Genomic DNA, 22,793 nt, shown 5'->3' with positions numbered 1-22,793 from the left:
GTTTCAGTGGCGCGATGGTTGTCACGAGGCGTGAAACCTGTCAATTCGGTTACATGCGACATGACGACCATCACCATGCTGCCTTGGCGGAGGAACGCGACGGCTTCCGCTTCCGGGGCGGCTGCCCGGCCATCGACCTCCCAGCCACCTTGCAGGCACGGCTGAAGCCAGCACCGCGGGAACTGCTGGCGACGCCGGAGGATGTGCGGCGCTGGATGGTGGCGGCGGGCCTGACCGACGCGGCCCCGCCGGCTGACGAAGAGGATCTGGCGCTGGCGCGGCGCTTGCGTGAGGCCATCTACGATCTGGCCGTCCACCGCCATGGCGGCAGCGGCCCGCCCGGCGGCAGCCTCGATTCGGCGTTGGATGTGCTGAACCAGGTGGCCGCCCTGCCGGCGGCGACACCCGCCCTCTCCCAGGTGGGGGGCGTGCGCCTCTCGGGCCCCATGACGGCCTTCATCGCCACGGTGGCGCGCCACGCGGTGCATCTGTTCGGCGGCGGGGCGCCCATCCGGCAATGCCAGTCGCCCACCTGCACCCTGTTCTTCGTCGACACGTCCCGCGCCGGTGACCGCCGCTGGTGCTCCATGAAAGGCTGCGGCACCAAGGCCAAGGTGGCCGAATTCCGCCGGCGCAAGCGCGAGGGTTCCTCCGCGGTTTAGGATCCGGTCCCAGGGATCGATGGTCGGGGGCAACCTGATCGTCCGGCGGGCGGCCCGTGATCGGGTCAGCGCCCGCCGCTTGTCAGGCGGGCAACGCGGAGATCAATTCGGCGGTGGCTGACGTGGCGCGGTCCAGCCGCTCGGCGTCGGTCGCCCCCTCAAGCCCCAGAAGCACACGGAAGCTATCGAGGCCCACCAGGCGATCGAGGAAGGCGGCACAGAGCTTTCGGCGCTGCCCTGGATCAAGGGTCGCAGCCTCGACCCTCTGGCCAAGAAAGGCGTCGAGAGAGTCCTCATGCGCTTCGATCAGGCCGCGATAGGCGATATCCGCCAGGTGGGGGAAGCGCATGGTTTCAACCATGACCGTCCGGAACAAGGTTGTCGTTGCCGGGCTGGCGATCCGCTCTTGAAACATCACACCGATGAAAATCAGGATTTCCGGCAGCGGTCTTTGCAGGGACTCCTGGATTCGCGCCTGTTCGGCTTGATCCGCCGGATGGCAAGCCTGCGCAATCACCGCTGAGAATAGGTCATCCTTCCCCTCGGCGTGGCGGTAGAGGGTCATGATCGAGACCCCGGCGTCTTTGGCGATCCTCTCCATGCTCGCCCCGCCATAGCCGTCCCGAAGGAACGCCTCGCGGGCCGCGTCAACGATCGCGGCTCGTTTGCGAGCCATCAGTTTCGCCTTGGGATGATCCGCTGCCCAGTCTTTCAACGCTCATTGACTCCATACGATAGTGGATATTATCGTATCGTTTGATGATAAGAGAACGGCCATTATCATGGCATCAAAGCCGTGACGGGGCCTAATGCCCATCTGTGAGAAAGGTGAAATGAACAATGGCTAGCCTCTCCGGCCGGTTGAAGGCCGTCGCGAAGATGAGGGCCATCAAGGCCGCCATGTGGGTCCTCGCCGGGCTCGGGACGGCGACCCTTGTTGCGGTCGCCGGCTTGGCTCTGACGTTCATTCCCGCAAAGCTTGATCTTCCGGCCGTTGACGTCGGCGACCTGCCGCCCGCGTCACCCCCGGCCGGCATGTCCATCAGCGCGCTTCCCACCGGAACCTACGGCAGCCCGGCCGCCCTGACCTATCGCGGCGGCTCATGGTCCGACGTGCGCCACCTCGCGGCGACGGCGATCCTCGTCCGGCATCCCAAGGGGGATCTGTTGATAGACACGGGCTTTGGTAGGAACATCGATGACCACATGCGCCTGATCCCCCCGATGCAGCGGACGCCACAAATCAAGGGCCTTCCGGCCATCGATCAGTTGGCCGCCGGCGGCGTCCATCCTGGCGATATCGCCGCGATCATACCCACCCACAGTCATTGGGATCATATCAGCGGCGTCGATGACTTTCACGGCGTCCCGGTAATGGAAACCGCGGCGGGAAGGCACTGGATCAATTCCAAACCCAAGGGTTCCGAAGTGATCAACAGTTTTCGCGACATAAACTATAAGTCATATGAATTCGATGGCGGGCCATATCTTGGATTTCCGCGGAGCCATGACCTCTTTGGAGACGGGTCCGTGGTTATCGTCCCGGCTTCCGCTCACACGCCGGATTCCGTTATTGTATTCGTGAGTTTGCCTTCGGGGGATCGATACGCCCTGGTTGGGGATCTGGTGTTTCAAATGGAGGGGATCGAGATCCCCGCGGAAAAGCCCTGGCTGCTTCGCTGGCTGATCGGTGAGAACGCCATCGAGATGCATAGGGATATTGCTCTCGTTAGGGCCATCCGCGAGAAATTCCCGCAGGTGCATCTTGTTCCGGCGCATGACTCACTGAGCTTCGGCACAATTCCTGTGTTCCCGGCATCGGCCCCCTAAATACTCGGTCTTATGGACTGACGGGCAAGGGCCTCGCGAGAACGGCGGATGGGATACGTCACGCCAGATACGGCACGGGGATTTTCAGTCCCCGTGCCGGCGGTCCGGATTACTAGCGCGGATCACTCCACCACCCGCACCTTCACATAGGTGCCGGGGGCATCCTCGATAACCTTCAGCTTGCCCTCGCCGGGCGTGCGGGCCGGCACTTGCGGGCCGGCGTACGGCTTCAGCCAGTCGGCGTAGACGGGCCACCAGCTGCCGGGCACCTGGGTGGTGCCGGCCAGCCACTCGTCCGGCGTGGCCGGCAGGGCGTCGTTCAGGAAGTGGCTGTACTTGTTGGCCGCCGGCGGGTTGACCACGCCGGCGATGTGGCCGGAGGCCGCCAGCACGAACTTCACCGGCCCGCCGTACAGCTGGGTGGCGGCATAGGTGCTTTTCCACGGCGCGATGTGATCCTCGCGGGTGGACAGCATGAAGGTGGGCGTCTTGATGGTGCGCAGGTCGATGGGCACGCCCTTCAGGGTGATGCCGCCCGGCCGCACCAGCAGGTTCTTCTGGTACATGTTGCGCAGGTAGAAGCTGTGCATGGCCGGCGGCATGCGGGTGCTGTCGGAATTCCAGTACAGCAGGTCGAAGGGGAAGGGGTCCTTGCCCAGCAGATAGTTGTTGACCACGAAGGACCAGATCAGGTCGTTCGAGCGCAACATGTTGAAGGTGGTGGCCATGGACTGGCCGTCCAGGTAGCCCCGGCTTTTCATGCGGGACTCCAGCGCGCCCAGCTGTTCCTCGTCGATGAACACCGACAGCTCGCCCACGTCGGTGAAATCGGTCAGGGTCACCAGGTACATGGCACTCTTGATGCGCGCGTCCTTCTTGGCCGCCATATAGGCCAGGGTGCCCGACAGCAGGGTGCCGCCGATGCAATAGCCGATGGCATTCACGCCTTCCTCGCCCGTGGCATCCTTGATGGCGTCCAGGGCGGCCAGCGGCCCCTCGACCATGTAGTCCTCGAAATCCTTGGCGGCCAGCTTCTCGTTGGGATTGACCCAGGAGATGACGAAGACGGTGTGCCCCTGCTCCGTCAGCCAGCGGATCAATGAATTGGCCGGCTTCAGGTCCAGGATGTAGAACTTGTTGATCCAGGGCGGGATGATCAGCAGCGGCGTCTTGTGCACCGTCTCCGTCAGCGGCGCGTATTGGATCAGCTGCATCAGGTCGTTCTGAAAGACGACCTTGCCCGGGGTGACGGCGATGTTGCGCCCCACCTCGAACGCCGAATAGTCGGTCATGGAGATGGCCAGCTGGCCCCGGCCGCGCTCCAGGTCGCTCAGCAGGTTCTCCAGGCCCTTCAGCAGGTTGTCGCCGCCCGTCTCCAGCGTGACGCGCAGCACCTCGGGATTGGTCAGGGGGAAGTTGCTGGGCGACAGCGCGTCCACGAACTGGCGGGTGAAGAAGTCCACCTTCTTGGCGGTCTTACCCTCCAGCCCCTCCACCCCGCGCACGGCGGTCTGCACGTACTTGGCGGTCAGCAGGTAGGACTGCTTGATGAAGTCGAAGACGGCGCTTTCCTCCCAGGACTTGTCCTTGAAGCGCTTGTCCTCCTTGGCCGGGCTGATGACCGGCTCGGCCTCCTCGCCCATCAGACGCTGGGCCGTGCGCTGCCACAGGGACATGTAATCCTGCCACAGGCCCAGCTGCGCCTCGAACAGGCGGTTGGGGTCGGCCATCAGCCGGGCCGTCATCTCCATGAAGGCGCCGCCCAGGTTGAACGGGTCCAGGTTGGACAGGTTGGCCGGCAGGCTGCTGAAAGGGGCGGCAATGGACATGGGGTCGGCCGCGGCGGTGCCGTCGGCCGGCGTCTGCGCCTGGCGGGCCACGAAATCGGCCACCAACCGCTGCGCCTGCTCCGCCAGGCGGTTCATGGCCAGGGTCATCTCCACGGGATCGGGCAGGCGGACCTCGCCATTCGACCCATCCCTGGCCGTGTCCTTGGCGGCCGTGTCCTTGGCCCCGGGTTTGGCCGCCGCCTTGGGCGCCTCCGCCGTGGGCGCCTGGACCGGCGGGAAGGGGGGCGGCTTCGGCGCTTCGGGCGCCGCGGCGGCGGCCGGCATCACCACGCTGGGCGGCAGGGGGCTGGCCTTGCGGCGCGGCGCCTTGGCGGCCATGGCGGGGGCGGCGGCGGCCTTGGCCGGCTGTTTCGCGGCCACCGGGGCCGCCTTCGCCTTCTCCGCCGTCACGCCGGCCACGGGTACGGGTGCCAGCGGCTCCCGCGTCAGGTTCTTATGCGCCTTCAGGTGCGGCGCGCCCGGCACGGGCGGGGCGATGGGCGCGGCGCGCGCCACCTTGGTCTTCGTCGCGGCCGCGCCGGCGGGGGTCTTCGTCGCGGCCGCGCGGGCGGGCGCCTGGGGCGGGGCGGCGGTCTTCGCCGGCGCTGCCTTTGCCGGGGCCTTCTTGGCTACGGCCGGTTCGGCGACGGCGGATTTGGCGGCAGCGGGCTTGGGCGCGGCCGTGCGCGCCGGGGTCTTGGGCGCTGCCGCCTTGGTCACGGCGGCTTTCGCGGCGGCCTTCGGCTGAGTCGGGGCGGGGGGGACGGTTTCGGGGGCAGTCTTAGAAACACGCGGGGACCGGGTACGCTTGGGCGGGGTATCGGCCATGCTTTCTTGTTCCTTCGCCTCGATTACCAGGGGGGATTACCAGGGGCAGCCTTGATGAAAGCGGCGCCCGCGCGAGGTGTTCTGCGCGGGTCCGGCGGGGGCGCCCGCCCGCTGCCTGGCCGTTCCGCCGCCGTAAGAAGGCTGGGTTACGGCTGGTCACGGCGCTTGCGGCCCGTGGGGATTTCATACACGATCCGGCCATGATTTTCACCGACGCTGACGCACGGCCCACGGGTGCAGGCACCCAGGAAGGTCACCCCAACCGTTTCCGCCCCCACCGGGGCGCGCCCCTGGGCGCCGCCGGTGCCGTCGCGGGCGCGCGCGTCCTGGCCGGCCGGGGCCTGCTGGCGCTGGTGCTGGCGGGTGCCGGGTTGAATTTGGGCGGATGCGCCGGTCAGCTGGTGCCCCAGGCTTTGTTCCATGATGGCCCGGAGGATCCGGAGCCCATGGCCAATGACGCCAGCAGCAAGGCCTTGCTGCTGGGTGAGCGGCCGGTGCGCCGCGTGGGGCCGCCGCCCGACGTATGGCCCAACCTGGCCTCCGTGCCGGAACGGCCTAAGGACGTGCCCGATCCCGCGACGCGGCAGAAGGACATGGACGCCCTGCTGGCCGACCGGACGGCGGCCGGCTCCATCGCCACGGACCTGAACAAATACCAGGCCTCCCCCGACCAACAGTCGGTGCAGCGCGCCACCTCGTCCAACGCGCTGTTCGGCGGCCCGTCCGCCGGCGCCCAGGCCGCGCCCAGCCAGAGCAAGATGCCGGTGGTGCCCAGCGCGCCGCCCGCCGTGCCGGGCCGCGTGCCCGATGCCGTCCCGGCCGCCCCCGTGGCCGCCCCCGCCGCCGCCCCCGCCCGTGCCGCCACCGGCGCCGCGGCTAGCCAGGCTGGTGCCCCCGCCGCCAACGGCACCAGCCAGACCCCCCAGAACTGATCCGGCACATCCCGGGGCCCCTCACGGGCCGTGGGCCAGGATTGGGGCGGAAAATTAGCTGGGTGCGGGCGTTCTTGTAAGCAAATGTCTTGAAACGGGATGCCCGCCCTGTGGAAATTGCTGTCGCCCGGTTTCGGCCGGGACGATACAACCCCATCGGCCACCATGCCTCCCATCCACCCCGAAATCGGTACAGACCGTCCCATGAACGAAGAGTTCCACCGCATTAAGCGCCTGCCGCCCTATGTGTTCGCCGAAGTGAACGCGATGAAGGCGCGAGCTCGCGCGGCCGGTGAGGACATCATCGACCTCGGCATGGGCAACCCCGACCAGCCCACCCCGCCCCACATCGTGGAAAAGCTGGTGGAGGCCGTGCGCAATCCCAAGACGCACCGCTATTCCATGTCCCGCGGCATTCCCGGCCTGCGCAAGGCGATCTCCGCCTATTACAAGCGCCGATTCGACGTCGACATCGACCCGGAGACGGAGGCCTGCGTCACCATCGGTTCCAAGGAAGGTCTGGCCAACCTGGCCCAGGCCATCACCAGCCCGGGCGACGTCATCCTGGTGCCCAACCCCTCCTACCCCATCCACCCCTTTGGCTTCATGCTGGCGGGCGCCGCCCTGCGGCACATCCCGGTGGTGGACGGCCTGGACAATTTCGTGGAGACGCTGGAACGCGCCATCCGCCACTCGGTGCCCAAGCCCATCGCCGTCATCGTCAGCTTCCCGGCCAACCCGACGACCCAGACGGTCACGTTGGACTTCTACCGCCCGATCGTGGAGCTGTGCCTGAAGCACGGCATCTACATCCTGTCGGACATCGCGTACGCGGAGATCTATTTCGACGGCAACCCGCCGCCGTCCATCCTGCAGATCCCCGAGGCGCGCGACATCACGGTGGAATTCAACAGCCTGAGCAAGACCTACAACATGCCGGGTTGGCGCGTGGGCTTCGGCGTGGGCTCCAAGAAGCTCATCGGCGCGCTGGCCAAGTTCAAATCCTACGTCGACTACGGCGCCTTCACCCCCATCCAGGTGGCGGCCACCGCCGCGCTGAACGGGCCGCAGGACTGCGTGGAGGAAATCCGCCAGATGTACAAGGCGCGCCGCGACGCCCTGATCGACGGCTTGGCCGCCGCCGGCTGGGACGTGCCGCCGCCGGCCGCCACCATGTTCGTCTGGGCCCGCATTCCCGAGCCCTTCCGCGCCATGGGCTCGCTGGAATTCTCCAAGCTGCTGCTGCAGGAGGCGCAGGTCGCCGTGTCCCCGGGCATCGGCTTCGGCGAGTATGGCGATGAGCATGTGCGCTTCGGCCTGGTGGAGAACGTCCAGCGCATCCGCCAGGCGTGCCGCAACATCCGGGGCTTTCTGCACCGCACCGGCAACGGCGCGGAAGCCGCCGGCAAAAAAGTGATCTGAGGTCCAATGGTTACGGTCGAGAGGGAAGAGAGCATGGGTACGGCACCGCTGCGCGTGGGCATCGCGGGTCTGGGCACTGTCGGCGCCGGGGTCCTGAAGGTGCTCACCACCCAGGGCGGGCTGCTGGCCCGGCGCAGCGGCCGGCCGCTGGTGGTCACGGCCGTCAGCGCCCGCGACCGGGCCCGTGACCGGGGCGTCGACCTCTCGTCCGTCCGCTGGCACGACAACGCCGCCGACCTGGCGGCGGACGATCAGGTCGATGTGGTGGTGGAACTGATCGGCGGGTCGGACGGCATCGCCGCCCGCACCGTCGAGACGGCGCTGGCCCATGGCAAGCATGTGGTCACCGCCAACAAGGCGCTGCTGGCCCACCACGGCACGGCGCTGGCCACCCAGGCCGAGGCCCAGGGCCTGACCCTGGCGTTCGAGGCGGCGGTGGCCGGCGGCATTCCCGTCATCAAGGGCCTGCGCGAAGGCCTGGCCGCCAACCAGGTGCGCGAGGTGCACGGCATCCTGAACGGCACCTGCAACTACATCCTGACCGAGATGCGGACCACGGGTCGCGACTTCGGCGACGTCCTGGCCGAGGCCCAGGCCAAGGGCTACGCCGAGGCCGACCCCAGCTTCGACATCGACGGCGTGGACGCGGCGCACAAGCTGGCCATCCTGACCTCGGTCGCCTTCGGCACGCGGGTGGACTTCGCCAACGTGCATGTCGAGGGCATCCGCCACATCTCGGCCCTGGACATCGACTACGCCGGGCAGCTGGGCTATCGCATCAAGCTGCTGGGCATCGCGCGCCGGACGGAAAACGGCATCGAGCAGCGGGTGAACCCCTGCATGGTGCCGGTGGGCTCGCTGATCGCCGCCACCGACGGGGTGTTCAACGCCGTGGTCGCCGACAGCGACTTCGCCGACAAGGTGGCGCTGGTGGGCCGGGGCGCCGGGGCCGGTCCTACCGCTTCCGCCGTGGTGGCGGACCTGGTGGATATCGCCATCGGTCGCCGCACCCCCACCTTCGCCGTACCCGCCAGCCAACTGGCACCCCTGACTCCTGCCCCCTTGTCGGCGCGGCGCGGACGGTATTATGTGCGCCTCATGGTGGTCGACCGTCCGGGCGTCATCGCCGACGTCGCCGCGGCCCTGCGCGACCAGAACGTCTCCATGGAGTCGTTCCTGCAGCGGGGGCGGGCGCCGGGTGAGGCCGTTCCGGTGGTGCTGACCACCCACGATACGGAAGAAGTGGCCATGTTGCGCGCCCTGGCCGTCATAGGCGGGCTGGACGCGGTTCAGGAAACCCCGCGGATGATCCGTATCGAGGATTATTGACACACCACCGTCACGGACCCCCGCTTTATAATAAGGGGGCCGACGGCACACAGACTCGGGGGAAGATGACTATGAGCAAGGCTATTGAGGCGCCCGTCGATCCGAAGGGCGACATCAGCCTGGTTATGGACCGCAACCTGGCCCTGGAAGCGGTGCGCGTGACCGAGGCGGCCGCCTTGTCCGCGTCGCTGCTGATGGGCCGCGGTGATGAGAAGGCCGCCGACCAGGCCGCCGTGGACGCCATGCGCAAGGCGCTGAACAGCCTGGCCATCGACGGCACCGTGGTGATCGGCGAGGGTGAGCGCGACGAGGCGCCGATGCTGTACATCGGTGAGAAGGTGGGCAGCGGCCACGGCCCCAAGATCGACATCGCGCTCGATCCGCTGGAAGGCACCACCATCACCGCCACCGGCGGTCCCAATGCCCTGGCGGTCATCGCCATGGCGGAATCGGGCGGCTTCCTGAACGCCCCCGACGTCTACATGGACAAGATCGCCGTCGGCGCCGGCCTGCCCCAGGGCGTGGTCGACATCGATGAGAAGATCGAGACCAACCTGAAGAACCTGGCCCTGGCCAAGCATGCCACGGTGGAGGAGTTGGTGGTCTGCATCCTGGACCGCCCCCGCCACCGCGAACTGATCGCCCGCGTGCGCGCCGCCGGCGCCCGCATCATGCTGATCGGCGACGGCGACGTGTCCGGCGTCATCTCGACCTCGCAGCCTGACAGCGGCATCGACCTCTATGTCGGTTCCGGCGGCGCGCCGGAAGGCGTGCTGGCCGCCGCCGCCCTGCGCTGCATCGGTGGCCAGATGCAGGGCCGCCTGCTGTTCCGCAACGACGATGAGCGCGCCCGCGCCAAGCGCTGGGGCGTCACCGACCTGGACCGCAAGTACGAGCTGACGGATCTGGCCAGCGGCAACGTCATGTTCGCCGCCACCGGCGTGACCACGGGCACCATGCTGCGCGGCGTGCGCCGTTTCCCCGGCGGTGCGTATACCCATTCGGTGATTATGCGGTCGAAGAGCGGCACGGTGCGCTATGTTGAGGCGCACCACAATCTCCGCACCAAGACCAAATTCATTCCGGATGCAGAATAACACAACGTTCGTGGGCTTGCCGGCGGGGGACGTCCCGGCCGGCGAGCCTCGCCCCTTATTGGGGGTTTCGCGGTCCGCCACCGGCCGGCGCTGGCTGGCCCGCCCGCATGACGAGCGGCTGGCCCTGGCCCACGCCCAGCGCGGCGGCCTGCCGGAACTGGTGGGGCGGGTCCTGGCGGCGCGGGGTGTAGACCTGGACCAGGCCGAGGATTTCCTCGGCCCGACGCTGAAGCGCTTCCTGCCCGACCCGCACGCCCTCTTGGACATGCAGGCCGCGGCGGAGCATCTGGCCGATGCGGTGAGGCGTGGCCGGCGCCTGGCCGTCTTCGGCGACTACGACGTCGACGGCGCCACGTCCTCCGCCCTGCTGGTGCGCTTCTTCCGCGCCGTTGGCGCCGACATCCGGGCCTACATCCCCGACCGTATCAATGAAGGCTACGGCCCTAACGCCCCGGCGCTGCTGCGCCTGCGCGAGGCGGGGGTGGACCTGGTGATCACGGTCGATTGCGGCGTGACCTCGTTCGAGCCCCTGGCCGCCGCCGCGCGGGCGGGGCTGGAGGTGATCGTCGTCGACCACCACAAGGCCGAGCCGGCCCTGCCCACCGCCCGGGCCGTGGTCAACCCCAACCGCCTGGATGAAACCGTGACCGACCGCCTGGGCACCCTGGCGGCGGTGGGTGTCAGCTTCCTGCTGGTGGTGGCGGTCAACCGGGTCCTGCGCGCGACCGGCTGGTACGCCAACCGGGCGGAGCCGGACCTGATGGGCTGGCTGGACCTGGTGGCGTTGGGCACCGTCTGCGACGTGGTGCCCCTGGTGGGCCTGAACCGCGCCCTGGTGGCCCAGGGCCTGAAGGTCATGGGCCGGCGCAACAATCCCGGCCTTTCGGCCTTGGCCGACGTAGCCGGCATCAATGAGCGCATGGACGCCTACCACGCTGGCTACATCCTGGGGCCGCGCGTCAACGCCGGCGGCCGGGTGGGCCGCGCCGACCTCGGCACCCGCCTGCTGTCCACCGAGGATCCGGTGGAGGCGCGCGAGCTGGCGGCCCAGCTGCACACCCTGAACGCCGAGCGCCGGGCCATCGAGGCCCTGGTGCTGGAAGAAGCCATCGCCATGGTGGAGGCGCAGGCCGCCACCGACGCCTTGCTCCCTTCCGGGGTCGGCGCCGGGGCCCTGGTGATCGCCGGGGCCGGCTGGCATCCGGGCGTCATCGGCATCGTCGCCTCCCGCCTCAAGGAGCGCTATGGCGTGCCGGCCTGCGTGGTGGCGCTGGAGGGTGGCATCGGCAAGGCCTCGGGCCGCTCGGTCCGGGGCATCGACTTGGGCTCGGCCGTCATCGCCGCCCGTCAGGCCGGCCTGTTGATGGCCGGCGGCGGCCACGCCATGGCGGCGGGCTTCACCGTGGCGGAGGACAGGCTGCCCGACCTACGCGCGTTTCTGGCCGACCGCATCGCGCAGCAGACGGCGGGACAGGGCCCGCTGGTGCCCACCCTGCACCTGGACGGGGTGGTGTCGGTGCGCGGCGCCTCCACCGACCTGCTGGGCCACATAACCCGCCTGGGGCCCTTCGGCACCGGCAATTCCGAACCGCGCCTGGCCGTGGCCGACGCCCGCATCGTGCGGGCCGACGTGGTAGGCGGCAACCATGTGCGCTGCATCCTGTCCTCGGCCGATGGTGCCCGGCTCAAGGCCATCGCCTTCCGCGCCATGGATGAGGATCTGGGACCCGCCCTGCTGAACCATGGCGGCCGGCCCATGCACTTGGCCGGCACCCTGCGCACCGACCGCTGGAACGGGGCGGAAGGCGTGCAGTTGACCATCGATGACGCCGCTTTGCCGGGCGCATCGTGAAGCCGGCGACATTTATCCCAGTCGGATAAGGCGGCGCGGGCACGTTTGCACCGTTGGCCATTGTGCGAAAGTAAGAAAGCCGTCGCGCCACGCCACCGTGGCGGCGGCGGCGGTGATTTTCCGTATTTTCCGCTTCCAACCGGATGTATGTCGCCTGAGGTAACGGCGTTAACCTAGGTGTCAGCCGCGCTTATGCCGCGCGACGTCGGCCAAATGCCGTTGCGTGGGATAGTTTAACCAAAACTATCTTTCCGGCCGCCCTGAATCGCGGGCCTATTGTTCCCTCTCCATTGCCAAGGCCTGTCAAATTATTGACCGGTTTGTTTTGCTATGTTGGAAGTAGCGATGTCCGCCGGTGTCAATTTATGCTTGGTGGCAACGATGCCGTCACAGGTTCATCATTTTCCGTTCATGGGCGGGACTGGATTGACAGCGGCGCTGCATTAGACGATCCTTACCCCCGTAAGGCCGTTCCATCCCGCCGTTACTCTCGGTGGGCTGTCGAATGTCCGGCGACCATAAAAATCAAAGGGCCGATCATTACAACGCGGGAAGGTTCCAAGGCTCCGCCCGGGCAGCCGACGAGGACGTCCGGGGGGGATGAGGGGGTATTGATGTCGGGACAGCCTGGAACGAAACGGGTGGTTGCGGCCGCGCCGGAAACGCCGGCTGACGCGGCGGCGCCGGAATCGACGCTCAGCCGTCTGGAAACCCACTTCCGAACCCTGGATGAGGGGTCGCTGGTCCGCGTGGCCGCGGCGGTGGAGAAGGCGCGCGCGACCGAGACGGGGGCCGCCTCCGACGAACAGATCCTGACCTGCCTGCGGCCCATGCTGCGCAGTCTGCGGCCCGTGCGCGTGCCCACTTTCCAGCGGGCGCTGTGCGTCTGCCTGGAACCCTACCTGATCGATGCCGACTCCGTGGGCGGGGTGCGCCGCGCGGTGGTGGCCCGGTCCAGCTTGGCGCCCTGGTGGCGCCTGCTCATGGGGTCCCCCTACCGCCCGCGCCTGGCGGCGGCCACGGCGGAATATCGCAACGCCGTGGCGTCGGAACGGCAGGACGAGATCGACGCCGTCGTCCAGTTCGGCCGCAGCATCGCGGCGGAGGCCACCACCACCCTGTTGGCGGAGGCGGCGCAGTCCGCCGTGCGCAAGCGCGAGCTGGAGGTGTTGCTGGGCAGCGCGCGCGCGTTCGAGGACGCGGCGGAGATCGCGCGCATCCTGGGGCTGGATCCGCTGCTGACGCCGTGGTTCGACCAGATCCGGGCGGTGTGCCCGCGCACGGCGGACGGCAGGGTGCACGACTTCAACCCCCAGGGCACCGTCATCGCCAAGAACGGCTACATGCATCTGCACGCCGCCGACCGCGAGGTGGTGGACTATTACTTCCACGGCCTGCTGCGCCTGCTGGCCCAGCCGTGGCAGTCGCTGCGCCTGGTGCGGCTCCTGTCGGCCGATCTGCTGCGCGCCGGCGGCGACAGCGCCGGCCTGCAGATGATTCCGGCCAAGCTGTTTGGCGACCTCACCCGCACCTTGGCGGAGATTGGGCGCACAGCGGCGGGCGATCGCGGCATGACCCGCCGCGTCTGGCTGATGACCTGCGCCCGCCTCATCTCCGACGCCGGCGCCATGGTGCAGGGCATGGCGGAAGAGGTGAAGGAGTTCGGCAACGCCGGATGGGAGACCATGATGGTCGAGGCCCGGCAGAAGGTGACCCAGGCGGCCGACCAGTTCGCCAGCGTGGCGGTGCGCGACGCGGCCCTGGTGCTGCCCCAGAGGGAAGTGCGCGAAAAGCTGGAGGCGCGGCTGGTGCCGGACATGGCCCACAGCCCCACGGACGACGAGGTGTCGGTGGCCCAGGCCGCCGCGACCCTGTTCACCGCCTGCCGCAAGGTGGCGGAAAAGGAAGGCTTCGACCGATCCATCCGCGCGAAGGAGGCGGATTTGGAAGCCACCTTCCAGACGGCCATCAACTTCCGTTTCGAATATCTGCGGGCGCGCGGCAAGAACAAGGCCGTCTCAGCCCAGTTGCAGGCGCTGGAAAAGGTCTTGCGCTCCATGCCCAAGACCGAACCCATGCTGGACCTGATCCTGAAGGCGGAACGCGCGATCGAACGCTTCCGCTGACCGGGAATCATCACCGTTTTCCCGCCCGATCCGGCCGCGCCAACAGGCAGACCCCCTATGCGCGAAAACCGGTGGGCGGGGCTTTTTATCCGCTTGCCTTATCGGGGCCGGATCATTATGTATCCACCCCGCCGTCCCCTTCGTCTAGAGGCCTAGGACACCGCCCTTTCACGGCGGCGACACGGGTTCGAATCCCGTAGGGGACGCCATCCACCGGATGGCCGCACATAGGATGGATCACCCTCCATCCGCCTCATGTCCCCTTCGTCTAGAGGCCTAGGACACCGCCCTTTCACGGCGGCGACACGGGTTCGAATCCCGTAGGGGACGCCACGCTTCCAGCGGCTTGGGTGGATTTTGCGGGACAATTTGGGACAAGTGGATCCGAGGTCACCTTCTCGGAGGCCCCCTGTCCCATGGCGACGATCACCCCCCGGAAGAACCGTGAAGGCCAGGTCATCGGCTATCAGGTCAAGATCCGGCGCCTGGGTTTCCCTGCGCAGTCCAAGACTTTTGAGACCAGGACCGACGCGAAGCGCTGGGCGGCCGACATGGAATCGGAGCTGTCTCGCGGCGTGTTCGTCGATCGCGCCGAGGCGGAGCGTAATACTCTGGGCGATCTGATTCGCCGGTATCAGGCGGATATCACGCCCACCAAGCTGGGAGGCGACAAGGAGAAGGGCCACTTGGCCGTGATCCTGGACGACCAGATCAGCCTGATGCGGTGACCGTGCGGGCGTCGCGGGACCTGGGCGCTCTCCGCGACCGGATGGCTGCGGCTGGCTATGCGCCGGCGACCATCGTCCGGCGCCTTAACCTCATCGCCACCGTCATCAACCACGCCCGAGAAGTTGCTCCGGGCTTTGCTGCTACAAGCTTTTTATTCGATCCGCTCGGGGCGGCAGTTGATGGAGCAGATGGACTACTAAACATCTAGTCGCTCAATTATCAGAGCGATGCCTTGCCCGCCGCCAATGCACATGGTGGCGAGGCCGCGGCGCCCACCGCTACGGGCCAGCTCATACAGCGCCTTGACGGTGATGATCGCGCCGCTGGCACCCAAGGGGTGTCCCAAGGCGATGGCCCCACCGTTCGGGTTGGTCTTCTCCGGCGGCAGGCCTAACTGCCGGGATACGGCGCAGGCCTGGGCGGCGAAGGCCTCGTTGCTTTCGATGACGTCCATGTCCGTCACCGCCAGCCCGGCCCGCGTCAGGGCGGTCTCGGTAGCGCCCACCGGCCCCAGGCCCATGACCTTGGGCGCCACACCGGCATGGCCCCAGGACACGATCCGCGCCAGCACGGGTAGTCCGCGCCGTGCGGCCTCAGTGGCGGACATGAGGACCACGGCCGCCGCCCCGTCGTTGATGCCCGAGGCGTTGCCGGCGGTGACGGTGCCATCACGTTGGAAGGCGGGGCGCAAGGTCGCCAACTGATCCGCGGTGGCGTCGGCTCGCACATGTTCGTCAGTGTCGAAGAGCACCGTTCCCTTCTTATTCTTGAGCTCGACCGGAACGATCTGGGACTTGAAGCGCCCCTGCGCGATGGCGTGGGCTGCACGCCGATGGCTTTCGGCGGCGAAGGCGTCCTGCTGCGCCCGCGTGATGCCGCATCGCGTGGCCACGTTCTCCGCCGTGACGCCCATATGGCCATGGCCGAAGGGGTCCGTCAGAATGGTCAGCATGCTGTCGATCAGTGTGGCCTCGCCCATCTTGGTGCCGGTGCGCGATGACGTCAGCACGTGGGGGGCGTTGCTCATGCTCTCGGCGCCACCGGCGACGGCGATCGCGCATTCACCCAGCCGGATGGACTGCGCCGCGGAAATGATGGCCTGCAGGCCGGAGCCGCAGAGCCGGTTCAGGGTCATCGCCGGCACGGTTGCAGGAATGCCGGCGCGGATGGCGGCGACCCGGGCGAGGTAGGCGTCATGGGGGTGGCTGGGGATGACCTGGCCCATGACGACATGACCCACATCCTCCGGCGCTGTGCTGGCCCGGCGTAGCGCCTCCCCGATGACCACGGCGGCCAGATCCGTCGGCGTCACGTCCTTCAGGGAGCCCAGGAAGCCGCCCACCGCGGTGCGCACGGCCCCGACAATCACCACATCATTGCCCGTAGACATCGCCTATCTCCTTAACCCCAGTCGGGGCCGAACTGCTGTTGATCCTGAATCTGGAGGATGATCTTTCCCCGGGCGCCGCCGGCCTGGCTGTGGGCCATGGCCCGGGCGGCGTCTTCCAGGCAATAGACACGGTCGACGGGCAGGCGCAGGCGCCCCTCCTCGGCCAGGTCGGCGATCTGCCGAAGGCCATCCCCGTCGGGCGTTACGGCCACGGTCCGGACACGAATGTCACGGCCTGCCGCCGCGTCTGGCGGTACCGGCGTGGGGGCGAGGGTGACCAGGGTGCCGCCGGACCGCAGCACGGCGAAGGAACGGCGCTGGACATCACCGCCGATGCTGTCCACCACCAGGTCCAGTCCCCGCAGCCGGGCGGAGAAATCCTCGGTTCGGTAATCGATGACCTCATCCGCGCCCAGGCTGGTGACGAAGTCCCGGTTGGCGGCGGAGCAGGTGGCGATGACCTCCGCGCCGGCGTGCTTGGCCAACTGCACTGCCAGGCATCCCACGCCCCCAGCCGCGGTGTGGATCAGCACCCGCTGGCCGGCCGTCAAGCCACCATGGGTGAACAGGGCCATCCTGGCCGTGAGGCCCGCCAGCGGCAGGCCGGCCGCCCGGGCCAAGGGCATCCGCTTCGGTGCCAGCGCCAAGCTATCCACGGTCGCGACAACGTAGTCCGCCCAGGCGCCGCCGCAGTGGACGGGGTTCATGCCAATCACCGCCTGCCCTGGGCCGAAGCCGGCGTCTTCTCCGCCGGCGACGACGATGCCGGCGATGTCGGCACCAGGCACGAAGGGGAGGGGCAGGGGCACCCAGTCACGGAACCAGCCGGTCTGGAATTTCCAATCGGCCGGATTGACGGAACTGGCCTCTTGGCGCACTAGCACCTCCCCGGGCGCGACGGGCGGCACATCCACTTTTTCCAGCCGAAGCTGCTCGGGCCCACCATAGCCATGATATCGAACTGCCCGCATCGGCATCTCCCGTGAGGTTGTCGCCCTGTCACATCGCGGCGCGGAACAGGGCCTCCTGGCTGGTTGTGGCCACCAACAGTCCGGCGCGGTCGTAGAGCAGGCCGCGCGCCAGGCCGCGTCCCTGACTGCCAGAGGGCGTGTCACAGACGTAAAGCAGCCACTGATCCATGCGGACCGGCCGATGGAACCACATGGCATGGTCCAGGCTGTTGATGGTCAGCAGGTCGCGATTGGTGGACAGGCGGCCCGGCCCTATCGCCACGCCCGCCAACCAGTAGTCGGCGGCGAAGGCGAGTAGGGCGCGCTGTTGATTGGCATCTTCCTCACCCGTGGCGCTGGGCATGCGCACCCAGAAGGCGCGCTGCGGCTGGTCGGTGGGTTGGAAAAATACGCGTCCGGTTCCACCAGACGCAGTTCCAGGGGGAAGGGCGCTGTATAGGCCGAAACGCAGGATGGGGGCAGCCGATCGGCCCGGGCGGCGACATAACTGTCGAGCGCCTGCAAGGCTTCAGGGGGCAACACGTCCGGTGGAGGCGGCGCTTGATGGTCGATGCCGGGCTCCGGATCATGGAAGGAGCAGTGCATCTCGAAAATGACGCGCCCCTCTTGTTGGGCGATCACCCGTCGCGCCGCGAACCGACGCCCATCGCGCAGCGCCTCGACGGCATAATCCACCGGCAGGTCGGCGCGGCCCGGGCGCAGGAAATAGCCGTGCAGCGAATGGGCGACCCCTGCCGGTCCGGTGAGTGCGGCGGCGACCAGGCTCTGGCCCAGCACATGCCCGCCGAACAGCGCGCCGGCGGGATTGGCCTGGGTATGCCACGCCCTGAACCGGTTGCCGGCCAGCGCTTCAAGGCTGAGCAAGCGGTCAGCCGTGATGGGCGGCCTGGGGCTTTCCGTCACCGCGTCCATGGCCCGTCAGCCGGCCGCATGGCCATCGGTCAAGGGGCGGGTGTAGGAGATGTCGCCCCGGTCGCGCCGGCATGGGCCGGTGGAGCCGAGGGCGCGGGCCCATTCCGCCGGCAGGGCCATGTCATTGAAGGTGCCGACCTTTTCGTTGACGCAGACGCGATGGGCGATGCCCCAGCGGCCTTGGCGTCTCTCGAGCCGGTCGATATAGCGCCCGAAGCACAGGCTGGGCGGCCCCTCCACGTTCTCTCCCCAGAAGGTGTAATAGGTTTCGGCGTGGGCGACGTCGCCGGTCAGCTCCACAGTATGGTTGGTGATGATGTGTTGGTGGCGCAGCTGATGCTGGCGGTGATAGCCGATCGCCCAATCCACGAAGGTGGCGGCATCCCCTTCCGCCACGCCATGCTGGTCGATGGCCTCCGGGTGATAGGCGGACAGCATCAATTCCCGGTCGAAGCGATCCACGCCCCGTGTATAGCGGAGCAGACAGTCGAGGATTTCCTGGCGGTCCTTGGCGGCGCGGATGAAAGCCAGGAGATCGTCGTCGAGGGGGGCGGCCGGTTCGGAGGTCATCGCTATCTCGCGTCTGCGGGGATGGCGGCAAAAGTCCGGCCGCAAGCCCCGGCGGGCAAGACGCCATGGTTCCCGGCCGGTGAAAGTTCATGGATGCGATATGAGAGCGGCGCGTTGGTTGGCCCCGTGTATTCGCGACGCTATTGGCCACTTGTCCGTCATCGCATCCATGATGAACGGGGTGCCTTTCTTCGGTCCATCAGGGGGGCCGTGCTAGCGTCGATTTCCCCAAGCCACGGGAGATGACAGATGCGCGTCCGGTTGCCGAAGATCGACTACGCGAACGTTCGGCCTCATTGGGCTCCCAACAGGGAGTTCGCCCACAACGTCAACGCGTCCTCGACGATCCCGGCGTTCGTGGAGCCCTACCTGATCAAGGTCATGAAGCTCGCGAAGGAGGTGCTGCCCACCACCGAGGCGGAGCTGCACCGCGACATCGACATCTTCATCGCGCAGGAGGCCCAGCATTTCCGCCAGCACAACGGCTTCAATCGCCGCATTCGCGATGCCTATCCGGACATCGCCCCGCTGGAGGCCAAGCTGGGCGAGGATTATGAGCGGCTGCTGCGGGAGCGGTCCTTGAAGTTCAACCTCGCCTACTGCGAGGGCTTTGAGTCCTTGGGGCCACCCGCCGCCATGATGTGGTTCGAAAAGTACGACGACTTCCTGGTCGGCGCGGATCCGGAGGCCGTGGCGCTGTGGAAGTGGCATATGGGCGAGGAGTTCGAGCATCGTACGGTCTGCTTCCGGCTGTTCCACGCGCTCTACGCCAAATCCCTCTGGGGGCGGTTCTGGAACGGGTGGCTGTTCCGGGTCTACGGTTTCGTCCATGCCGTGCGGCACTTGGGGGCTTACAGCAAGGCGGTGCGCCGGGTGCTGGTCGACACGGATCGCAGGGGCATGGACGCGTCGGCGCTGGAGCAGTCGCGGGCCAACGCGCGCATCTTCGCCGAGCATCTGAAGCGGCACACCCTGCCGCAACTGCTGAAGGTGTTCTCCCCCTTCTACGATCCCGGCGCCAAGCCGGAACCCCGGGGCTTGAGCGAGTACCTGCGCCGCTTCGAGAAGGGTGGCGACATGGGAATTCCGTCCGCCGGCTGATGGGCCGGGACGGGTTGTGCAATCGCGACATCATTGGGGGCGGTTCTGAAAGCGCGACCCTTCACCATTGCGGTCCCCCAGGGAAAACTGGACTGGATCGCGGCCAAGCTGGCCCTGTCCGTTCCCGGCTACGCGCCGGCGGATGACCAGGACTGGATGTACGGGACGGATGCCCGCTGGTTGGCGGAGCTTCTGGAATATTGGCGGGGCACCTATGATTGGCGCCGCTGTGAAGCGGCCCTGAACCGGCTGCCGCAGTTCCGGGCCGTCATCGATGGGATCGACATCCACTTCATGCATGTCCGAGCCCCGGCGGCGGAAGGAGGTGGGAAGGGTGGGGGAAAGAGCCGCCTGCCCCTGATCCTCACCCATGGCTGGCCGGGATCCGCCCTGGAGTTCCTGGGCGTGATCCAGCCCCTGGCCGCCATGGGCTTCGATTTGGTGATCCCGTCGCTGCCGGGCTTCGGCTTCTCCGGCCGGCCCACGGGGGTCATCGGTCCCCGCCGTGTCGCGGCGCTGTGGCGGACACTCATGGTCGATGTCCTGGGCTATCCGCGTTTCGGCGCGCAGGGCGGCGACTGGGGATCGGGGGTCACCACCTGGCTTGGACATGACCATGCCGACGTGGTCGCCGCCATCCACCTGAACCTGTTCCTGGCGCCGGCCTCGATCGAGGGTGACGACGCGGCGACCACCGCGTATCGGGCCAAGTTGGCGGCCACGCAGATGGCCCAGTCCGCCTACATGATGGAACAGGCCACCAAGCCGCAGACCATCGGCCTTGCCCTGGCCGATACGCCCATCGGCTTCGCCGCGTGGGTGTGCGAGAAGTTCCAGGGCTGGGCCGACACCGGCGGGGACATCCACCGCCGTTTCACCAAGGACCAGTTGATTGACACCATCATGACCTACTTGGTGAACGACGCGGTGCAGTCGTCTATCTGGATGTATCGCAGCATCTTCAGCGAGGGTCGGCCCGAGCGGCGCGTGGAGGTTCCCACGGGCTGCGCCCTTTACCCGGCGGAGTTCATGCCTTATCCGCCGCGCCAGGCCGCTGAGCGCGCCTATAACGTCGTCGATTGGGTGGTGATGCAGGCCGGCGGCCACTTCGCCGCGATGGAGGAGCCGGCGGCCTTCGCCGAGAACGTGGCGAGCTTCTTCGCCGAACGGTGAGGCATCCGCTTTTCCGCTTCTTCCGAGGGCGGGCGGCTATATTCTGAAGGTTACTCGGATGCGTGATGTGAGGGGTTTTGTCTACGGTTGAGCCATTGTCGCCCCTGCGGCGCCCGCGCCGACGCCGGCGGGCCCAGTCCGAGGTGATCCAACGACTGGTGGATGCGGCGCACCAGCATTTCAATGAGCGCGGCTATGCCGCCACGACGACCAAGGACATCGCGGCGACGGCGGATGTCAGCGAAACCTTGCTGTATCGCCACTTCGGCAGCAAGGCGGGGCTGTTCGACCAGGTCGTTTTCAATCCCTTCGACCACATCGCCCAACAGTTCCTGAACCCCACCGGCTCGGGCCCTGGCCTGACGTTGGATCTGGCGGTGGCCAAGGCCATCCTGGACCAGTTCCTGACCTTCCTGGATGGCAACAATCGACTGCTGCGCGACCTGCTGGTGAAAGGCGGAGCCGAGACGGCGGACGAAGGCAACGAGGCCCGGCTGGCCGGCATGCGGCATCACTATGGCGAGGCCGCCCGCCAACTGCGGGCCCTATACCAGGCGGCCGACCAGCCTTGTCCGCTGGACCCGGACATCGCCGTGCGCCTGGCCCTGGGCATGGTGATTGCGGCCAGCGTGATGGGCGACTGGCTGTTTCCTGACGGCGCGCCCGATCGTGAGCTGCTGGCCGCCAATATCAAACTCATGATGATCCGCGCCCTGGCACCGGGGAAGGAAGCCCCGCGCTGATCCCTAGGCTAGCCTATGTAGCGTCACTGCATAGCTAGCGCTTGGGAGATCAACGATGACAGGAAGCCCGGGGACTCAACCACCGGCCCATGTGCCTGCGGACCGGGTCGTTCATTTCGACATCTATGACGTGCCCGGCGCGGATGAGGACGTGCAGTTGGCCTATCGCGCGTTCCAGCAATCCTGTCCGGACATCTTCTGGACGCCGGCCAACGGTGGCCATTGGGTCGCCACCCGGGCCGAGGACATCGAGGCCATACAGCGGGACCCCGAGCGCTTCTCCCATCGCCGCGTCACCCTGCCGCCCTTGCCGCCGGAGATGCCGCCGCAAATTCCGCTGGAGTTGGATCCGCCGATCCACGCCGCCTATCGCCGGCCGCTGACCCGGGCCCTGTTGCCCAAGGTCGTCAACGCGCTAGAGGCCAAGGTCAACGACATCACGATCAGCCTGGTCGAGGAACTGAGGCCGCGCGGGGAATGCGACTTCGTCAGTGATTTCGCCAAGATCCTGCCCATCGTCGTCTTCCTCGACCTGGTCGACCTGCCGCGCGCGGACAGCCCCGGCCTGCTGGAACTGACCGAGGACGCCGTGCGCGGGACGACGGTGGAGGCGCGGCAGCGCGCACACGCCGGTGTCGCCGCCTACCTGCACCCTTGGGTCACGGCCCGCCGGGAACAGCCGGGCGATGACCTGCTGTCGGTTATCGTCAACGCCGACATCGGAGGGGAGCGCATCGGCTATGGCGAGGCCATGGCCTTCGCCAGCCTGGTGCTGTTCGGCGGCCTGGATACGGTGGCGTCCGTCCTAGGCTTCATCGCCCATTTCCTGGCGCGCAATCCGGATCATCGCCGCCAACTGTGCGAGCGGCTGGACGACGATGCCTTCCTCAATGGCGCCATCGAGGAATTGCTGCGCCGCCACGGCGCCGCCAACACCGCGCGGGTCGTAACCCGCGACATCGAGTTCAAGGGCGTGTTCCTGAAGGGAGGGGACATGATCCTGCCACCCAACCTGCTTTACGGCCTGGACGAGCGCCGGGTGGAGGACCCGCTGCGGGTGGACTTCACGCGGCCATTCCCATCGCCGCATGCCGTCTTCGGCAACGGTCCGCACACCTGCCCGGGTGCCGTGCTGGCACGGCGCGAGATCAGGGCTTTCCTGCGCGAATGGCTGCGGCGCATCCCCGACTTCCAGGTGAAGCCGGGGGCCAAGCCGGTGCTGGCGACGGGCATGGTCAACGGCGTCCTGAGCCTGCCGCTGGTCTGGTAGCCGCACCTGAACACACCCGCATAATCA

20 protein-coding genes, 2 tRNA genes and 1 pseudogene are annotated in these 22,793 nt (G+C 67.6%); 16 read left to right on the top strand and 7 right to left on the bottom strand.

The window, feature by feature from the left end; translation table 11 throughout:
* Positions 1 to 53: 53 nt before the first annotated feature.
* Positions 54 to 662, top strand: a complete 609-nt coding sequence (locus tag UAJ10_RS28375) for a CGNR zinc finger domain-containing protein (protein WP_322918739.1) — start codon at positions 54 to 56, stop codon at positions 660 to 662.
* A gap of 82 nt (positions 663 to 744) precedes the next feature.
* Here UAJ10_RS28375 and UAJ10_RS28370 read toward each other — a convergent pair whose 3' ends face one another.
* Complete coding sequence (locus UAJ10_RS28370; protein WP_322918738.1) at positions 745 to 1,377, bottom strand: TetR/AcrR family transcriptional regulator; 633 nt, start codon at positions 1,375 to 1,377, stop codon at positions 745 to 747.
* 125 nt (positions 1,378 to 1,502) lie between these two features.
* On the opposite strand from UAJ10_RS28370, the gene UAJ10_RS28365 reads away from it, so the two are divergent.
* On the top strand, positions 1,503 to 2,492 hold the full coding sequence (locus UAJ10_RS28365) for an MBL fold metallo-hydrolase (protein ID WP_322918737.1): 990 nt from the start codon (positions 1,503 to 1,505) through the stop codon (positions 2,490 to 2,492).
* A 122-nt stretch (positions 2,493 to 2,614) separates the two neighbouring features.
* Here the strand turns inward: UAJ10_RS28365 and UAJ10_RS28360 are convergent, their stop codons facing one another.
* Complete coding sequence (locus UAJ10_RS28360; protein ID WP_322919066.1) at positions 2,615 to 4,429, bottom strand: PHA/PHB synthase family protein; 1,815 nt, start codon at positions 4,427 to 4,429, stop codon at positions 2,615 to 2,617.
* Between the two features lie 920 nt (positions 4,430 to 5,349).
* Between UAJ10_RS28360 and UAJ10_RS28355 the strand changes: the two genes are divergently transcribed.
* The 10 genes and pseudogenes from UAJ10_RS28355 to UAJ10_RS28310 form a co-directional block, all read left to right on the top strand.
* Positions 5,350 to 6,081 carry a hypothetical protein gene (locus UAJ10_RS28355; protein WP_322918735.1) on the top strand — a complete coding sequence of 244 codons (732 nt, stop codon included), beginning with the start codon at positions 5,350 to 5,352 and terminating at the stop codon, positions 6,079 to 6,081.
* Positions 6,082 to 6,285: 204 nt separating this feature from the next.
* Positions 6,286 to 7,503, top strand: coding sequence for an LL-diaminopimelate aminotransferase (locus UAJ10_RS28350; protein WP_322918734.1), 1,218 nt, complete (start codon positions 6,286 to 6,288; stop codon positions 7,501 to 7,503).
* Positions 7,504 to 7,536: 33 nt separating this feature from the next.
* Positions 7,537 to 8,832 carry a homoserine dehydrogenase gene (locus tag UAJ10_RS28345; RefSeq protein WP_322918733.1) on the top strand — a complete coding sequence of 432 codons (1,296 nt, stop codon included), beginning with the start codon at positions 7,537 to 7,539 and terminating at the stop codon, positions 8,830 to 8,832.
* A gap of 125 nt (positions 8,833 to 8,957) precedes the next feature.
* Positions 8,958 to 9,929, top strand: a complete 972-nt coding sequence (gene glpX, locus UAJ10_RS28340) for a class II fructose-bisphosphatase (protein ID WP_145753362.1) — start codon at positions 8,958 to 8,960, stop codon at positions 9,927 to 9,929.
* Positions 9,919 to 11,781 (top strand): single-stranded-DNA-specific exonuclease RecJ, encoded by a 1,863-nt coding sequence (gene recJ / locus UAJ10_RS28335; protein ID WP_416235410.1) that lies wholly within the window; start codon positions 9,919 to 9,921, stop codon positions 11,779 to 11,781. Before glpX ends, recJ begins: the two co-directional genes overlap by 11 nt.
* A gap of 614 nt (positions 11,782 to 12,395) precedes the next feature.
* Positions 12,396 to 13,907 carry a hypothetical protein gene (locus UAJ10_RS28330; protein ID WP_322918731.1) on the top strand — a complete coding sequence of 504 codons (1,512 nt, stop codon included), beginning with the start codon at positions 12,396 to 12,398 and terminating at the stop codon, positions 13,905 to 13,907.
* Between the two features lie 133 nt (positions 13,908 to 14,040).
* Positions 14,041 to 14,116 (top strand) — tRNA-Glu (locus tag UAJ10_RS28325).
* A 48-nt stretch (positions 14,117 to 14,164) separates the two neighbouring features.
* Positions 14,165 to 14,240 (top strand) — tRNA-Glu (locus UAJ10_RS28320).
* Positions 14,241 to 14,323: 83 nt separating this feature from the next.
* The gene (locus tag UAJ10_RS28315) at positions 14,324 to 14,635 is read left to right on the top strand and encodes a hypothetical protein (RefSeq protein WP_322918730.1); all 312 of its coding nucleotides are present in this window, start codon (positions 14,324 to 14,326) and stop codon (positions 14,633 to 14,635) included.
* 105 nt (positions 14,636 to 14,740) lie between these two features.
* A pseudogene (locus UAJ10_RS28310) lies at positions 14,741 to 14,833 on the top strand (transposase); the annotation flags it as partial.
* Here the strand turns inward: UAJ10_RS28310 and bktB are convergent.
* Genes bktB through UAJ10_RS28285 form a run of 5 tightly spaced genes read right to left on the bottom strand, consistent with a single transcriptional unit; the run spans position 14,833 to position 18,479 of the window.
* Positions 14,833 to 16,026 (bottom strand): beta-ketothiolase BktB, encoded by a 1,194-nt coding sequence (gene bktB / locus UAJ10_RS28305; protein WP_322918729.1) that lies wholly within the window; start codon positions 16,024 to 16,026, stop codon positions 14,833 to 14,835. The pseudogene UAJ10_RS28310 and the gene bktB sit on opposite strands and share 1 nt — an antisense overlap.
* Positions 16,027 to 16,037: 11 nt before the next feature.
* Entirely contained in the window at positions 16,038 to 16,997 is a 960-nt protein-coding gene (locus UAJ10_RS28300) for an NADP-dependent oxidoreductase (protein ID WP_322918728.1), read from the bottom strand.
* A gap of 28 nt (positions 16,998 to 17,025) precedes the next feature.
* A complete protein-coding gene (locus UAJ10_RS28295) occupies positions 17,026 to 17,340 on the bottom strand; it encodes an acyl-CoA thioesterase (RefSeq protein WP_322918727.1) in 315 nt (104 codons plus the stop codon).
* Positions 17,250 to 17,909 carry an acyl-CoA thioesterase gene (locus tag UAJ10_RS28290; RefSeq protein WP_322918726.1) on the bottom strand — a complete coding sequence of 220 codons (660 nt, stop codon included), beginning with the start codon at positions 17,907 to 17,909 and terminating at the stop codon, positions 17,250 to 17,252. Before UAJ10_RS28290 ends, UAJ10_RS28295 begins: the two co-directional genes overlap by 91 nt.
* A gap of 6 nt (positions 17,910 to 17,915) precedes the next feature.
* Positions 17,916 to 18,479 (bottom strand): nuclear transport factor 2 family protein, encoded by a 564-nt coding sequence (locus tag UAJ10_RS28285; RefSeq protein ID WP_322918725.1) that lies wholly within the window; start codon positions 18,477 to 18,479, stop codon positions 17,916 to 17,918.
* Between the two features lie 249 nt (positions 18,480 to 18,728).
* On the opposite strand from UAJ10_RS28285, the gene UAJ10_RS28280 reads away from it, so the two are divergent.
* The 4 genes from UAJ10_RS28280 to UAJ10_RS28265 all read left to right on the top strand — a co-directional run bounded on the left by UAJ10_RS28280 (position 18,729) and on the right by UAJ10_RS28265 (position 22,766).
* Positions 18,729 to 19,580 carry a metal-dependent hydrolase gene (locus UAJ10_RS28280; RefSeq protein ID WP_322918724.1) on the top strand — a complete coding sequence of 284 codons (852 nt, stop codon included), beginning with the start codon at positions 18,729 to 18,731 and terminating at the stop codon, positions 19,578 to 19,580.
* Positions 19,581 to 19,613: 33 nt separating this feature from the next.
* On the top strand, positions 19,614 to 20,753 hold the full coding sequence (locus tag UAJ10_RS28275; RefSeq protein WP_322918723.1) for an epoxide hydrolase family protein: 1,140 nt from the start codon (positions 19,614 to 19,616) through the stop codon (positions 20,751 to 20,753).
* 143 nt (positions 20,754 to 20,896) lie between these two features.
* Entirely contained in the window at positions 20,897 to 21,496 is a 600-nt protein-coding gene (locus UAJ10_RS28270; RefSeq protein WP_322918722.1) for a TetR/AcrR family transcriptional regulator, read from the top strand.
* Positions 21,497 to 21,551: 55 nt separating this feature from the next.
* A complete protein-coding gene (locus tag UAJ10_RS28265) occupies positions 21,552 to 22,766 on the top strand; it encodes a cytochrome P450 (RefSeq protein WP_322918720.1) in 1,215 nt (404 codons plus the stop codon).
* Positions 22,767 to 22,793: the final 27 nt, after the last annotated feature.

Source organism: Nitrospirillum guaranorum (assembly GCF_034653275.1).
Lineage (GTDB): Bacteria > Pseudomonadota > Alphaproteobacteria > Azospirillales > Azospirillaceae > Nitrospirillum.
The sequence above is the reverse complement of the archived record's forward strand: the minus strand, read 5'-3'. Positions and strand labels throughout refer to the sequence as shown.

Coding starts and splice junctions, on each gene's coding strand:
- recJ (WP_416235410.1), top strand. CDS start 9,919: ATGCAGAATAACACAACGTTCGTGGGCTTGCCGGCGGGGGACGTCCCG.
- UAJ10_RS28285 (WP_322918725.1), bottom strand. CDS start 18,479: ATGACCTCCGAACCGGCCGCCCCCCTCGACGACGATCTCCTGGCTTTC.
- UAJ10_RS28375 (WP_322918739.1), top strand. CDS start 54: ATGCGACATGACGACCATCACCATGCTGCCTTGGCGGAGGAACGCGAC.
- UAJ10_RS28365 (WP_322918737.1), top strand. CDS start 1,503: ATGGCTAGCCTCTCCGGCCGGTTGAAGGCCGTCGCGAAGATGAGGGCC.
- UAJ10_RS28350 (WP_322918734.1), top strand. CDS start 6,286: ATGAACGAAGAGTTCCACCGCATTAAGCGCCTGCCGCCCTATGTGTTC.
- UAJ10_RS28265 (WP_322918720.1), top strand. CDS start 21,552: ATGACAGGAAGCCCGGGGACTCAACCACCGGCCCATGTGCCTGCGGAC.
- bktB (WP_322918729.1), bottom strand. CDS start 16,026: ATGTCTACGGGCAATGATGTGGTGATTGTCGGGGCCGTGCGCACCGCG.
- UAJ10_RS28300 (WP_322918728.1), bottom strand. CDS start 16,997: ATGCGGGCAGTTCGATATCATGGCTATGGTGGGCCCGAGCAGCTTCGG.
- UAJ10_RS28290 (WP_322918726.1), bottom strand. CDS start 17,909: ATGGACGCGGTGACGGAAAGCCCCAGGCCGCCCATCACGGCTGACCGC.
- UAJ10_RS28360 (WP_322919066.1), bottom strand. CDS start 4,429: ATGACCCTGGCCATGAACCGCCTGGCGGAGCAGGCGCAGCGGTTGGTG.
- UAJ10_RS28345 (WP_322918733.1), top strand. CDS start 7,537: ATGGGTACGGCACCGCTGCGCGTGGGCATCGCGGGTCTGGGCACTGTC.
- UAJ10_RS28355 (WP_322918735.1), top strand. CDS start 5,350: ATGATTTTCACCGACGCTGACGCACGGCCCACGGGTGCAGGCACCCAG.
- UAJ10_RS28315 (WP_322918730.1), top strand. CDS start 14,324: ATGGCGACGATCACCCCCCGGAAGAACCGTGAAGGCCAGGTCATCGGC.
- UAJ10_RS28330 (WP_322918731.1), top strand. CDS start 12,396: ATGTCGGGACAGCCTGGAACGAAACGGGTGGTTGCGGCCGCGCCGGAA.
- UAJ10_RS28280 (WP_322918724.1), top strand. CDS start 18,729: ATGCGCGTCCGGTTGCCGAAGATCGACTACGCGAACGTTCGGCCTCAT.
- glpX (WP_145753362.1), top strand. CDS start 8,958: ATGGACCGCAACCTGGCCCTGGAAGCGGTGCGCGTGACCGAGGCGGCC.
- UAJ10_RS28295 (WP_322918727.1), bottom strand. CDS start 17,340: ATGCCCAGCGCCACGGGTGAGGAAGATGCCAATCAACAGCGCGCCCTA.